Here is a 13,612-nt window from a genome sequence, read left to right as displayed (position 1 = left end):
TTTCTTGCTAAACCCGCTGTCTCTCGAAAATTCCCCACTGAATCACTTAGAATATATCAACAAACGTATGATTTACAAAAATAACACTATGAGCAGTAACCTTTTAAAACGCATTACCTACAATCCCGAAATTTGTCACGGCAAGCCTTGTATAAGAGGACTTCGTTATCCTGTAGAATTGATTCTGGAATTACTTAGCGCAGGCATGACACCAGATGAAATCTTAGCAGATTATGACGATTTAGAGCGGGAAGATATTTTTGCGGCTCTGCAATTTGCTGTGCGTCTTAGCCAAGTTAAAAGTATACACAAAATTGCTTCATGAGATTTCTGGTTGATGCCCAATTACCTGCTCGACTTGCTCGATTCCTAGAATTTGCGGGTTATGATACAATTCATACAAGAGATTTGCCTAATCGAAATGCTACATCAGATATAGAAATTAACGCGATATCAATAGGAGATGAGCGCATATTAATTACGAAGGATTCTGATTTTTTAAATTCTTTTTTAACGATTCAAGAACCGTTTAAATTATTACTTATAACAACAGGTAATATTAATAACTTAGAATTAGAAGCATTATTTGCAGCTAACTTAAAAGCTTTAGTTAAATTATTTGAGAGTCACTCCTATATTGAAATGAGTCGTGATTCAATTACTGCTCACCTGTAATTAAAACTGTACCTATGTACACTGTTACGTCTCACTTTGGCACCAACTATAGGTGTAATAAACGATTTTTTCATTCCTTCTATCTCTAACTGTTGATGATAAGCAGCAATCCTAAACTCTAATGCTTCAAGAATAAATCTAATTGCTTTTGGAGATAAATTCATGTTCAATAACATCTTCAACTTACTTTATAAAATGTATCACCAACTAAACGAAGTGCGGATTTATATTCCTCTAACCGCATTGTATAACTTGGTTCCCACAACCAATGATTGCCATAATCATTAACTAGTCTAAGTTCGTTAGGAATTGTAGTATTTTTTTCTAATTTCCACCAATTCTTACCAATACCCCGAACTGCAAAAGTTGAAATTCCACCCGAATTAGCAACGATCCACCGCCTCGCTAACAATATCTCTGGAATTGCCACCATCAAAAGCTTTACGGCTGAAGCTTATGAAAGCGATCGCGTTTACCAAGAAAGTGAATCCTATCGTCGCAGTAACAAAAAGGCGATCGCCTTGAGTGTGGCTTTTCAACCCGTGCTGCGATTTTTGATTTTATTAGGGTTTGTGCTGACTCTGTATTTGGGTGGTCGGGAAGTGCTACAAGGTCGCCTCAGTGTGGGTACTTACGGGTTTATGGTGTTTATTGTGCAAGATTTACTTTGGCCGTTCACTGAACTGAGTGAAATCATGGATGAATATCAGCGAGCAATGGCATCGGTGCGGCGTGTCATGGGTTTACTGGATACTGCGATCGCAATTCCTCACGGCAATCGCTTTTTACCAATCGAAACTATAGCTGGTGAAGTGCAATTTGATAATATTACCTTTGCCTACAATGAGCGCAACGATATACTCAAAAATTTATCTCTCCAGATTCCCGCAAAAGCTACAATCGGTATTGTGGGAGCAACGGGTTCGGGTAAAAGCACTTTAGTTAAACTTTTACTACGGTTTTATGAAGTACAAAGTGGGCGGATTTTAGTTGATGGTATTGATATCCGCGACCTCAATTTGTTTGATTTACGACGCTGTATCGGTTGGGTGAGTCAAGATGTGTTTTTATTTCACGGTACGGTGGCGGAGAATATTGCTTATGGTAGCTTTGATGCTACTGAGTCAGAAATTATCCATGCTGCCAAATTAGCCCAGGCTGATGAATTTATCTTGCAACTACCCCAAGGATACGATACTATCGTGGGCGAACGGGGTCAAAAACTTTCTGGTGGACAAAGACAACGAATTGCCATAGCCCGTGCAATTCTTAAAGATCCACCGATTTTAATTTTAGATGAAGCGACTTCAGCGGTGGATAATGAAACGGAAGCGGCTATTCAGAAATCCCTAGCAATAATTACCCAAAATCGGACGACAATTGCGATCGCCCATCGTTTGTCCACAATTCGCCATAGTCATTGTATTTATGTCATGGATAATGGTCAAATTGTCGAGCAGGGTAAGCACGAGGATTTACTCGCACTTGATAGAATTTATGCAAGTTTGTGGCGCGTACAGTCTGGGATTCATTAATACTTACTTTTGCCTCTACCTCCTCACTCTTCAACTCTTACACATGGTGTTTCTCCGAAATTCGGGGGGTCTGCAAATACTGCTAAAGTATTATATTCGGGACTACCTTCTTGATATATTACTCGGAATGTATAGAGTCTTTTTTTACTATTTGTTTCTGTAATTACCGTTAAAAGTGTATTATCTGTATTTGGGAGTCCAGGAATATCAAGTTTTTCGATTCTTCTGAGGTGAATTACACTTGCTGCGGAGTTTTCACAATCTGCTGTGTTAGCGTTTTCTTCTCCAAATTGCACACACATGGGACCATCAAAATCTAGAGTAACTTGTGATGGGTCATCTAACCAGACTTTTTTGATTGTTTCTTCTGCGGGAATAAAGCTTAAATTTGTACCTTGTTGATACCAAACTTTAATACTCGGAATTGCACCCCCCAAACCCTGAGCTTGACAGGAAAATATTGAACGTAAAACGGCATTATTTGCTAATACAGCACTTGCTATTAATATACTTGTTGCGGAAAACATTAGGGAACCGAGGGACAGATTGAGCGTTTTTTTCATCGGAAATTTTCAAAAAGTTAATAGTTCAAAATAAATAAATAAACAAATAAACAAATAAATAATCATGATATATAAATAAATTGTGTAGAGACGTTGCAGTGCAACGTCTCCCAGTATTTTGATATGTATAGATCATCCCGCAAAATACTATTAAAATGATTCGCTAACATCAATTTTTAATTCTATCTTGATTGATAGTTAACATAATTTTCTATTAAATGTAAAATAATATATTCAAAACTCCTGACTCCTAAGTTTTTTAAAATTCTGTTTCTTGATTGACAAATATTTCAACTTCTTTGCCCGGAGGTAAAAACCAAATGTTTGTTTTACGGGACATTTCAGACATAGCTCGTTGATTGCGGCGGGTAATTTGTGGAATTACGGTTTTCATTCCGCCTTCTAATATAGCAGCAGCCGTACTGGGATTACGGTTGACATTGGTGACGGCTACTGTACCATTTTCTCCGGTGACTACTTGAGATTCGGTACGGTTAATTATTTCTGCTGCTTTACCTAATCCCCCTAAAGCAAATAATTCCGCATCCATCAGAGCCATAGATGAACCACTGTTAGAATATTGATTAGCTATTAATGGTTTACCATTTTTACCACGAATCATCAGCGCGTTTTGGGGTACGTTTTTTTCTGCAATTTCACCATTTTTTCGCATCATAATTTTGACTATTTCTAACTGCATTAAACCGTTTTCAGAGATAGAATCAATTTTGGTTAATATTTGGCTTCCTATCGGTAGTGCTACCGTACCGTCAGCGGCTTTTAGGGCTTGTTTTAAACTTACTACATAAACGTTATTGCTATTACTATTTTCAGTATCTTCTCTGTCTGATTTGGTAGTTTCACCGTAGATTGCTGTAGTTAATATGGCTTTCGCACTGTTCCCTACTGGGATTGTTTGAGGATTTCTTCTGACTGATTTTGTGACTGTACGGGTTCGTGTTTCTATAACAGGCTTACTTTGAGTTTCTTTCTCTTTCACATCTCTTTCAACTGCAACTTGTGAGGGTGATGTTCGATTGTTGACAGTCTGTTTTTCGCTCAGAGATACCTGTCCGTAACTACCTAATTTTGCTAACCTTGCCCATTCTTGCATCGGATTAGGTTCTGGTGGTGCGATTTCTACTAGGGGTTGTGGGGTTGGTGCGGGTGGTAATATTGGTAATACTTCCTGTTGCTCTGATGGGGATTTTTTGGGTTGCGATCGAGACAGCATAGCTGAACGCGATATACTTCCACTGTCATTTGTGGATTGCGGGACATTAACAATACGCTCAACTGTGACGATTCTAGGTACCTCAACAATGCGTGTTGGTGGTGTTTGAGGTTTGGGACGAATCATCGACATGGATGCGTCACGGGGAATAGTTTGCGGTTGAATTTCGGGAGTTGGTTTAGCTGCTATGGAAGGTGTTGATGATGTAGGCTTAACCATTCTGAGCTTTTCTTGTGCAGATTTTACCGCTTCGAGTTGTTGGGAAAGTGCTAGTTTGGTTTTCAACCCTTCGACTTGTTCTTCTAATTGTTGCTGACGGGGTTTGGTTTCGGGTTGGGGTAAGATTGGGGTAGCGATGGTGTTTTGTGTCGGTTTTGTATCGTTACTCATTAATTGAGATAAAAATCCACCAGCAAACATAACTACAGCCAAGGTTGCAGCAGCCACTAAACCGGCTTTAGCGAAGGGATTAGCCGAAAGTGGTTGTGAAGTGACGTTGTTATTGAGTTCATCTGTTTGAGGATTTACATTTGTAATTGATGCATCTTCCATTCCCATTTCTGAGGGTATGGGTTCATCCAAACCAACCAATTTTGCCATCCGCATTTCCCATTCGGTAAGTCCAGTTTGAGTATTTTGGGATGATGTTGAGTATTTAGTCATGATAGGGAATAGGTAATTGGTAATTGGTAATTGGTAATTGGTAATTGGTAATTGGTAATTGGTAATTGGGAATGGAGAATAAATAATTTCAAAAGTTAATTTAATTAAAAAAAATATCAAATAAAATATTAATTATATATATAAAAAAATATACGAAATATAAAAAATGTAAAAAATATAAAAAATCATCACAGTAAATTGAAAATTCTCATCTTCTTAAATATCTTTATTTTCATAACAGCTTTTATCTTCAATATCACAAATATTATAAATTTGTATTCTGGCTTCTCCGAGTCGGTAAACTGCTAAATTTAAAGGAGTTGGAATATTTGGTAAAGAATTTACTTCATCTATAGCTTCAACGAAAATTTGTTTGTTAAAAGGAACTGACTTACCTAAATTATCACCCCGACTAAAAATTAAACGATTGCCTAAAATTTCAACTTTCCATTTTCCTTCGGAAATTACTTCCGGTTGAGAAATCCTTTGAATTACTAAAACATTTTCTTCGGGACTTTCTAACTCAAAGTTATTAAATCTCTGAGCAAATTTCCGCTGAAAATCATTTCTTAATAATTCAGAAGTAATATTCCAAACTACCGTTGATGATTGTTTTTGCGACCAAGTAAACATTAAAGTCATAGTTTCACCTACAAAACGGCGAATTGTTTGCCGATTAGCGAAGCTAGATGCTTTCGGCATATCGCGTTCCAAATTACTCGTAGCATCAGCGGTGATAACTCGACCATCTGCTAATTGTACCAAAATTTGGGGTACAGATTTACGCTTAACTTGCTGTAACATTCCCCCGTGAAACATCAGTAAAATCAAAGTCAAGAAATGTAAGGCAAATGTTGCGATCGCGAACAAGGGGACGATATTAGTTTGATTTTTATCTGTATTTAGGGTTTGCATTTTTTTAGGGAAATCTTAACAGTCGATGCTAACTTGATCGCAAATTAATTCATAAAATCATTGAATTATCGCCGATTTTGACAACGATTAAATCCGTCTGTAGCTAGATTGTCATATCGATCTGTCAAACATAAATCTCGAATTTCGTAAATTTCTAATTTATCACTGCGAGTTGCGTAAATTGCTTGTTGTAAGTCAGTAAGATTTTCTGTAATTGGGTAATCAAAAGTATCTATTGCTTGGACGAAAATATCTTTATTAAATGGTGTAACTATTTGTTTATCATTACTGCGTCTTTGAACCAGATTCGCAACGATTCCCACTCTCCATTTACCCCGTTCAATTTGTTGCGGAGGATAAATTCTAGTAATATTTAATTGTGCTGATATTACTTGCTCGGAATTACTAGAAAAAACTTCTGGTGGAGTCAATTCAGCTACCGTAGCTAAAAAACCTTTACGAAAATCTTCTGAAAAAGCAAAGCTAGATATCCAACTACTTGTAGTAACTTTTTTACTTCCACCTTGGGGAGTTTTAATTGGTATTCCTAAATCTTGTTTTGGCTTACTAAATTGATTTATATTTTGTGCTGGTAATTTTCCAGTCCAATTAAACATGGATATCATCGTTTTACTCACGAATTCGCTAATTAATTCGGGTTTTCGCTGCAATTCGTCATTATTATTTACAGGTTTTCCGTCAATTAACTGTACAAAAGTAGGAGTTTTCTGAACACTTAATTGGCGAATAGTCAACCCTTGAATTATTAATAAAACTAAAGTTAATAAATGTAAACCAAAGGTTATGACAGCAATGGTTACTAAAAGATTTCCTTTTCGTTTTCGTTTTTCTAACAAACGCACCATGAGCAGGTTAAAGGTTAAAGGTTAAAGGTTAAAGGTTGAAATTCATAACTCCTCACTCCTAACTCCTCACTCAGTGTTGTTCACACTCTTTCTTTTACCCAGGAAGCAGTATTATTAATAGCGCTAAATACAGCAAATCCTCCAGCAGCAGATACTATTAGAGATAGAAGAGGGGCTAATATTCCTAGGAAGATGATAAACCACATTAAATCAGGATTGGTATTAAGATTTTGCGCTGGACTATTTACGATTACAGATGCTGTTAATATGGCAATAATGTTGAAAGAAATTTTAGCAATTCCCAAGGAGAAAAATCCCGTCAACCAGGCAAAAATCGGTTTACCTGCTACTGGTAATAATGAACCACCCACCGCTAAAGGACCTAAAGCTGCTATTAATAACATTGTAGCTTCTATCAAGTTCTGAAAAGCTGATTGCAGAGAAATTAAAAAGTTTTTGATAGTAACTTGGAAGGTGGAACCAATTAAAGAATTAAATGCTTCTTCCGATAAAATACCAGTTCCTAAAGTAATTTGATTAACTTGATTTTCTAATCGATTTATCCAGGGTTTATTACCGTATAAATTTCTATATTCTTGCCATAAAATATCACTTTTTTCTGTAGCTTTGACAAAACACTGTCTTTGCTGTTCCCCATTCAAAGATTGACAGGGACGTAAAAAAGAACCTACCACATCTTCGGCAATACTCATATTAATTGCTTGCTGATAAGTCTGATTGACATCAGTTGATTCCACTACTTGTTGGTTAATACCATTAACAAAATTTCGTACTCCTAAAGTTAAGTTTGATAATACAGTTCCATTGCCAGTATTAGCTAAAAATAACACTACAATAAAAGGCCAAATTAAATCTGATATGGGGCGGGAATAATCGTTATTTATGGTATCTTTTAACCATTGGGTCATAAAAATTAGTAAAGTACCAACCGCAAAAAATACACCTAAATTAGTTAGCGCTCCATACAAATTATTATTGGTGTTATTTTGCAACAAATCCACCCATTGTTTATCCCAACCTTCAGCAATACTTTGTGCTGTAGTTGCACCATCTTTTAAAATTTCATTGATACCAATTTGTGCTAATAACATTTTTGGATTATAAATTTAAATGATAAAGGATTGGTATATGTCGGGTAAGAAGTCGGGTTTTTATGAGTGTTTTTTGCTGTTACAGATAATTATTGTAAAAACCCGGATTCTGTGGTTATTACTTTACGTGAACCTCAGCGTTTCTTTGAGTTTATGATTAATCTTCTATTATTAACTCATAACTCTAGAGACGTAGCAGTGCTACGTCTCTACAACTATTTTTTCCTTCCAATTAAATCAACTTGAGAAGTAGTTCTTAAAAGTCTTGCGGCTTCTGCGGATGTGTTGACTCTTCTAGCGCGATTTGTTTCTTCTATTTCTTGAGAAATATTAGCTAAATTCAAGTTAGAATATTGCAATGTTTGATGTAACTGCATTGTTTGAGCTAGATTATCTCCAATCATTTTTGATTGTTCGCTTTCTATTTGAATACTTTGTGATTGCAATTTAACTAATTCTGATTGATTCCGATTAGTTAATGATGATAATGGATTAAAATTACTACCTAACTCTGTAAGATTATCTAATAGATTATTTGAACTTTGTCGTGCTTGTTGAGCGATTTGTGTTGTGAAATCAATTGACGTATCAATACTTTCTAATTTATTTCTTGAACGTATCTGTGCTTCTTCTCCTAAAATTCCTACCGCAATACCACGAGTAAGTTGTCTATCAATTTCGTTTCCAACTAATTTAGCGTTTACTGCTGGATTATTCTCAAAATTATCTGATAAGGAATTAATTGTAATATCGTCATTTAAACTTTTCCTCACAGCAACCGGATTGGGGATATTTAATTCTCCATTAAAGCTGTCGATCGCAATTTGAGTTTCTGACTCTACAGGTTGCAATGTATCTGATATATTATCTTTGAGATAGTTTTGTAAATCGATGGCGTAATTCTGAAAATCTGTCCAAACATTACCTAATTGAGCGGTTGCTGGCAAGGTTATTAATGTAAGTGAAACTGTAAAAAAAAATGTTTTGTTCATAGTTGGTTGATAACTGATAACTGTTAACTGTTAACTGTTAACTGATAACTGTTCATTGATTCCTTAAAGATGCTACTAATTGACGAGCAAATGCAGAAATGGCTTCATATTTATCTTCATGGGTTTTCATAAATTGATTTCTCGCTGTTTGTTCGTTGGGATTATTTGCCACTACTGCTAATTGTTCGTAACCTGGATAATAACGACAAAAACTATAAATCCCGTTATCGTCTAATAACCATTGACTGTAAATTCCTTCTTTACGAGGAAAGAAACTTTCTGATGCATTGCGACTAATTATTTCACGGGGATATTTTAAAATACTTTCAAAACTATCAACTGCAACTGGTTGAATTCTACCTATTAATCTGGTTGTCAAGTTTTGTAAAATCTTCGATGCTGCTTTGGATTTGGCGATGGTATCGGGGTCTTGGGCTGATAAAATAACTCTGATTCCTGCTTTTGCTCCGTTAGCACAAATTCTACCTACTAAATCGGCAATTTGGTCAAATTCAAATAAAATCGGTGCTTCATCAATGAAAAATATCGACGCTGGACTACTCAATGCTCTTCTTAATGCTGCTGAATAGGCACTTAAAGATAATACCGCAGCATCTTCACTATCGGATAAGTTCCTCAAGGCAAATACTAACAGTTGAGCATCGGTAGGAAAACTCGATGGTGCGGAAATTGCTTGTCCAACTCTGCTCGATAACCAAAATCGCAACCGCAAATCAATTTGATTCAAAGCATCTTCTATTCTTCTACCCTGAGTTTCTAAATTTAAATGCTCTGGTGAACAAAATGTGAGAAAATCTCTTAAGGTGGGTGTCTTCTGCCAAGCTGTAGAACCAAATCCTTGGTTTATTGCATCTTCATATCTCTTCCTTATCCCTTCGTCGTTGAAAAATGCATTCAGCGCTAAGTTAATAATTGATCGCACTGTTTGAGTTAAAAGTTGACTTTCCCCCGATGAACCTAATACCATCGTCATCAAAGCTGATTCTAAAAAAGCCACGTAATCACTAAATCTATCTTTTTGCTCCTCATAACTCAAAGCCCGTAAATCTGGCTGTTCAAATAGATTGTTCGATTGTTTGGAAATATCGAAGTATGCTCCCCAATTTTCCATAAATTGCGTATAGTCGGTAAAAGTAGAAGTACCATCAGGTTTAGGAAAATCCAAAGCTACCACCGGAATATTATGAGCTAAAGCTTGAGTGAGGATTCCCGAAACCAATACCGATTTACCAGCGCGAGTTGTCGCAAATAAAGCTAAATTTTTATGTTGGTTGAATAAATCCAACTGTATCGGTGTTCCTCCTTCTTCCGCAATTAATTCAAAACCTTTCCCATCACCTTCCCTAGTCTTCACCAAAGGAATTAAACCCGGTACCTCGTTAGTTAAATACAGCTGACGACGGTTAAAAGGTTTCGCTAATAAACCTTCCCACACAATAGGTAGAGTTTGCAGCCAAATCTTCCAAGCATATTCCGTTTCGCGAATAACTTGCGCTGGACGTTGAAAACAGTTTTCAATATATCTTGTAGCTTCATCCAATTTTTCTACGCTGTTGCGATGCACCAATATTGCAATACTCGTATAGATGGGAACTGCACCTTCATAAATCTGTTCTTGTGCTGCTACTGATTTTCTTAACTTCAACTGAGCGTTGACATCAATAGTTTTACTTTTCTCTTCAGCCAACCTTGCCGTCATGTTGGATTGCTTCAAAACCCGTTGCAGAGTGGTTTTCACAAAGGTTGGATTTGCTGCACTCAGCTGACAAAATATCTCTGTATCGACAACAGTTTCCCTTGCAACTAATTCCCAAAGGTAGCGTAACTGTGATGATTTATTTTGCCAACCTCCGGGTTTTTCCAGAAAAGTTAACACACCAACGTATCGATTGTTTACATTAACCCAACTGCGATCGGCACAGGGTATCCCTCTTTCCATTAATAAAGTTGTACTGTGCAGATTGTCAATTAATAATTTAGTACTAGCTAAATCGGAATAAACCTGTTCTTGTAATCCCTTCTCATCCAAAGTAAGCAACTGAGGAATATCGATCGGTTGAGTATCGTTAAAGCGTCTCCAAATTTCACTCCAAAGTTGGTTTACATTCATCGGTTTGATATCCAATCCCATTTTGTTAGCTAAAAGCTGTTCCCAACGACGAAAACCTTGTTTATAAGCGCTTCTGACAATAGTTTCGATACGTTGATGCTGACTTGCAGTTAAATCTCCTTTAAATTTTAACCACCATTTTTCACCTTTAGCTAATAACCTTTCAATCCAATCATCGGTATTTGTACTATCTGGTTCAACAGTATAGGTAACGTAAATCCGTAAAAATTTTGGCTTACGAATACCGCTTTGAGTCAATTCTTTAACCCTAGCACGTTCTGCCATCAATAAATATTTAATATTCGGCGAAGCAGCTTGTTTAATTAAACTTATTAACTCTTGCTGCCGTTGATTTTCTTGAGTAAAGGAACCCAAATGAAACGTCAGTTTTTCACCATCAGGAATATCTTTTAATCCTGCTTCAATGTTATTACAAATAGTATCAATTTGTTCTGGTCTTAAAGTAGTGTGAATTCCTCGACAATCGAAACCAAATACAAAAGAAAAACTATCTTTATTATTACCCTTATTTAAAATATAAGCACCAACATCTCGACCATCAAGAGATATCTTTAACATTGTTGCCAGATGTAAAGCATCCTCAAAAGGTGTTAATCTAACTGTACTACCTGCGACGTTTGCGACGCTTTTTTTGCCGATTTTTGACTTCATAGTTTACTGACAAAAAACTTTGATAACGTGCAATTCCTCTCGTCCAAGTAGGAACACCAATAAACTTGCTTAAAAAACGCCAACTTCTACCACCCGTTAATATCCACCAAGTAGCCATTCCCCAACCAGCAATTAAAACTGTCCACAACCACTTTTGAAAATCATCATTAAAAAGACCACCAAAAATTCCATTTACAATAAAATAAGCAGCCAACGCAATTACCATCCAAGGAAAAATTTGGTCTGCTGGAAGAGGACCTAATGAAGGTTGAGTTCCTAAAATTTGATTTACTGGTCTAAATTCTTTATCCATTAATTGTTAGTTGATGGTTGATGGTTGATGGTTGATGGTTGATGGTTGTTGGTTGATGGTTGCTTCTTGAATCTTATTCACTAACCACTGTCCACTGTCAACTGTCAACTGATTTAACTACCGATAATAAATCCAGTTAACACATCAGCAATCGTGACAGCGACAACTACTAATAAAGGTGTCCTAGCGATATTTTGCCAATCTTCATCTTTACGTACTGCATTTACTACACCAATTAAAGCGACGGCAATGTAAAGTAAATAAAGCGCTCGTAAAACGTTAAATACTAAACTCACAGCGGCTCTAGTACCTGAATCCGTAGAGCCTTGAGTTAAAGTGTTCTGAAAAAAATCTTCAGCTTTACCGAAAAATTGTGCTTGGGCTGGTGCTGCAAAATAATCCAACCAAAATGCAGTTAGAACAATTGCGATCGCGATTATTTGCAATCCGATTAATTGACGCTTCGGTAAATTAAACCTACAGGAAACTTGCTGCATTACTACTACAATTAAACTACCTAACAGCAAACAAAATAATAATATCGGATTGTGCAAACTTAAGACGCTTAAAAAAACTGCACAAGCCGCTAAAAATGGTACGAATTTTGTCAAAATAATACAGCAATTATCAACTATCTCAAACAGATTATAAAACCCTTTTGCGACTTTGTTAGTGAAAGCTTTGACAAAACCTTTTTGGATAAAAATTTTCGCACCCATTTGTTTTATTCCCGTCAGTATATTACAGATGTCTACACAGAGAACGTGAGTTGCGATATTTTCACAATTTAACATCAATTTTCACGATATTTCCCTATAAATAAAGAATCATGAAATCTTGTTCTTTGAAAAATTTATTTGAAAGTTAATTATTTCTTCACATTATACTACAAACTTTTGATAAATGATTGATAAAAGATAATTTACAAAATCTTTTTTATTCATCAGTTTGATTTCAATACAATTAAATCTACTTTTAGTCAATCTTCTATAAGAATGATTTGATAATTTATACATCAATTGGTAATATTAAAATAGATTAAGATAAAAAAGATATTCTGTATGTATAATTATTAACTATATTAATCATCAATTACCAATTACCAATAGATTTTGATAAATGATAATTGATAATTGAATCTATCGTTTCATAAAACGGCTAGCTAATTGAATAGCATCGGAAATATCTACATTACCATCGCCGTCAGCATCGAGGAAGCTGTGAAGAACGGAATTTTCACCAGATTGGGGGTTTTGAGAACTAGCACCCGACTGTAAAAATTGCAGCACCAAAGGAACCAACATCGGTAGCATTTGTAAAGCCATATTCACATCCAAGCCAGTACGCTGAGCAATAGCTTGAGCTACCTGCTGCTGCATACCGCTAGAAAAAAGAGCATTAACAGCTTGAGAATTAGGAGAAGTACCGCTAAATTGATTTACTATGGATTGTGCTTGCTGTTCACCTTGGGCGACTCGTTTTTCTTGTAAAGAAGAGCGGACAAAATTTCCGACAATTCCCATAGCAGACTCCATTGTGGAAGAGTCCGTACCAGCATTACCGCTCAACTGTTGTACGGTATTGAGAATACCACCAATTTGATCCATACTGCCCTGGCGATCGGGACTGTTAATTGCACTGAGAACTTCATCAAATAATCCCATAGTCTTAATATTTCATGTTGAATAGGTATCTTCACGTTTATATTAAATAAAAATGGAGGTTAGGAGTTAGGAGTTAGGAGTTAGGAGTTAGGAGTTAGGAGTTAGGAGTTAGGAGTTAGGAGTTGGGAGTTTTGAGTTTTGAGTTTTGAGTTTTGAGTTTTGAGTTGGGAGTTAGGAGTTAGGAGTTAGGAGTTGGGAGTTTTGAGTTTTGAGTTTTGAGTTTTGAGTTTTGAGTTTTGAGTGAGGAATGAGGAATGAGGAGTTATTAATTAAAAAT

The 13,612-nt window shown here is 36.1% G+C and carries 13 protein-coding genes and 1 pseudogene; 3 read left to right on the top strand and 11 right to left on the bottom strand.

Annotated features, from left to right (window positions below; all coding sequences use genetic code 11):
• Positions 1-88 precede the first annotated feature (88 nt).
• Both IQ247_RS17265 and IQ247_RS17260 read left to right on the top strand, forming a co-directional pair.
• Positions 89-325, top strand: a complete 237-nt coding sequence (locus tag IQ247_RS17265; protein WP_193922104.1) for a DUF433 domain-containing protein — start codon at positions 89-91, stop codon at positions 323-325.
• Positions 322-675, top strand: a complete 354-nt coding sequence (locus tag IQ247_RS17260) for a DUF5615 family PIN-like protein (protein ID WP_193922101.1) — start codon at positions 322-324, stop codon at positions 673-675. The genes IQ247_RS17265 and IQ247_RS17260 overlap by 4 nt, the downstream gene beginning before the upstream one ends.
• Positions 676-853: 178 nt before the next feature.
• Here the strand turns inward: IQ247_RS17260 and IQ247_RS17255 are convergent, their stop codons facing one another.
• Positions 854-1,108, bottom strand: coding sequence for a Tse2 family ADP-ribosyltransferase toxin (locus IQ247_RS17255; RefSeq protein WP_193922100.1), 255 nt, complete (start codon positions 1,106-1,108; stop codon positions 854-856).
• On the opposite strand from IQ247_RS17255, the pseudogene IQ247_RS17250 reads away from it, so the two are divergent.
• Positions 1,074-2,210, top strand: a pseudogene (locus IQ247_RS17250) (ABC transporter ATP-binding protein); the annotation flags it as partial. The gene IQ247_RS17255 and the pseudogene IQ247_RS17250 sit on opposite strands and share 35 nt — an antisense overlap.
• A 23-nt stretch (positions 2,211-2,233) precedes the next feature.
• Here IQ247_RS17250 and IQ247_RS17245 read toward each other — a convergent pair.
• From IQ247_RS17245 to IQ247_RS17200, 10 genes are all read right to left on the bottom strand, one after another.
• Positions 2,234-2,737: a hypothetical protein gene (locus tag IQ247_RS17245; RefSeq protein WP_228059824.1), complete on the bottom strand. Its 504-nt coding sequence runs from the start codon at positions 2,735-2,737 to the stop codon at positions 2,234-2,236.
• A 295-nt stretch (positions 2,738-3,032) separates the two neighbouring features.
• Positions 3,033-4,670 carry a TrbI/VirB10 family protein gene (locus tag IQ247_RS17240; RefSeq protein WP_228059823.1) on the bottom strand — a complete coding sequence of 546 codons (1,638 nt, stop codon included), beginning with the start codon at positions 4,668-4,670 and terminating at the stop codon, positions 3,033-3,035.
• A 216-nt stretch (positions 4,671-4,886) separates the two neighbouring features.
• On the bottom strand, positions 4,887-5,585 hold the full coding sequence (locus tag IQ247_RS17235) for a hypothetical protein (RefSeq protein ID WP_193922093.1): 699 nt from the start codon (positions 5,583-5,585) through the stop codon (positions 4,887-4,889).
• A gap of 65 nt (positions 5,586-5,650) precedes the next feature.
• Positions 5,651-6,451, bottom strand: coding sequence for a hypothetical protein (locus IQ247_RS17230; RefSeq protein ID WP_193922091.1), 801 nt, complete (start codon positions 6,449-6,451; stop codon positions 5,651-5,653).
• Positions 6,452-6,531: 80 nt separating this feature from the next.
• Positions 6,532-7,563: a hypothetical protein gene (locus IQ247_RS17225; RefSeq protein WP_193922089.1), complete on the bottom strand. Its 1,032-nt coding sequence runs from the start codon at positions 7,561-7,563 to the stop codon at positions 6,532-6,534.
• Between the two features lie 215 nt (positions 7,564-7,778).
• Complete coding sequence (locus IQ247_RS17220; RefSeq protein WP_193922087.1) at positions 7,779-8,555, bottom strand: hypothetical protein; 777 nt, start codon at positions 8,553-8,555, stop codon at positions 7,779-7,781.
• Between the two features lie 52 nt (positions 8,556-8,607).
• Positions 8,608-11,358: a putative type IV secretion/conjugal transfer ATPase gene (locus tag IQ247_RS17215; RefSeq protein ID WP_193922086.1), complete on the bottom strand. Its 2,751-nt coding sequence runs from the start codon at positions 11,356-11,358 to the stop codon at positions 8,608-8,610.
• Positions 11,312-11,671 (bottom strand): hypothetical protein, encoded by a 360-nt coding sequence (locus IQ247_RS17210; RefSeq protein ID WP_193922084.1) that lies wholly within the window; start codon positions 11,669-11,671, stop codon positions 11,312-11,314. Before IQ247_RS17210 ends, IQ247_RS17215 begins: the two co-directional genes overlap by 47 nt.
• A gap of 113 nt (positions 11,672-11,784) precedes the next feature.
• Positions 11,785-12,390 carry a hypothetical protein gene (locus IQ247_RS17205; protein WP_193922082.1) on the bottom strand — a complete coding sequence of 202 codons (606 nt, stop codon included), beginning with the start codon at positions 12,388-12,390 and terminating at the stop codon, positions 11,785-11,787.
• Positions 12,391-12,810: 420 nt separating this feature from the next.
• Entirely contained in the window at positions 12,811-13,335 is a 525-nt protein-coding gene (locus tag IQ247_RS17200; protein WP_193922080.1) for a DUF937 domain-containing protein, read from the bottom strand.
• Positions 13,336-13,612: the final 277 nt, after the last annotated feature.

The sequence above is a fragment of the Plectonema cf. radiosum LEGE 06105 genome (assembly GCF_015207665.1).
GTDB lineage: Bacteria > Cyanobacteriota > Cyanobacteriia > Cyanobacteriales > Nostocaceae > Rivularia > Rivularia radiosa_A.
The sequence above is the reverse complement of the archived record's forward strand: the minus strand, read 5'-3'. Positions and strand labels throughout refer to the sequence as shown.

Coding starts and splice junctions, on each gene's coding strand:
- IQ247_RS17230 (WP_193922091.1), bottom strand. CDS start 6,451: ATGGTGCGTTTGTTAGAAAAACGAAAACGAAAAGGAAATCTTTTAGTA.
- IQ247_RS17245 (WP_228059824.1), bottom strand. CDS start 2,737: ATGTTTTCCGCAACAAGTATATTAATAGCAAGTGCTGTATTAGCAAAT.
- IQ247_RS17225 (WP_193922089.1), bottom strand. CDS start 7,563: ATGTTATTAGCACAAATTGGTATCAATGAAATTTTAAAAGATGGTGCA.
- IQ247_RS17210 (WP_193922084.1), bottom strand. CDS start 11,671: ATGGATAAAGAATTTAGACCAGTAAATCAAATTTTAGGAACTCAACCT.
- IQ247_RS17240 (WP_228059823.1), bottom strand. CDS start 4,670: ATGACTAAATACTCAACATCATCCCAAAATACTCAAACTGGACTTACC.
- IQ247_RS17260 (WP_193922101.1), top strand. CDS start 322: ATGAGATTTCTGGTTGATGCCCAATTACCTGCTCGACTTGCTCGATTC.
- IQ247_RS17220 (WP_193922087.1), bottom strand. CDS start 8,555: ATGAACAAAACATTTTTTTTTACAGTTTCACTTACATTAATAACCTTG.
- IQ247_RS17265 (WP_193922104.1), top strand. CDS start 89: ATGAGCAGTAACCTTTTAAAACGCATTACCTACAATCCCGAAATTTGT.
- IQ247_RS17200 (WP_193922080.1), bottom strand. CDS start 13,335: ATGGGATTATTTGATGAAGTTCTCAGTGCAATTAACAGTCCCGATCGC.
- IQ247_RS17235 (WP_193922093.1), bottom strand. CDS start 5,585: ATGCAAACCCTAAATACAGATAAAAATCAAACTAATATCGTCCCCTTG.
- IQ247_RS17205 (WP_193922082.1), bottom strand. CDS start 12,390: ATGGGTGCGAAAATTTTTATCCAAAAAGGTTTTGTCAAAGCTTTCACT.
- IQ247_RS17215 (WP_193922086.1), bottom strand. CDS start 11,358: ATGAAGTCAAAAATCGGCAAAAAAAGCGTCGCAAACGTCGCAGGTAGT.
- IQ247_RS17255 (WP_193922100.1), bottom strand. CDS start 1,108: ATGGTGGCAATTCCAGAGATATTGTTAGCGAGGCGGTGGATCGTTGCT.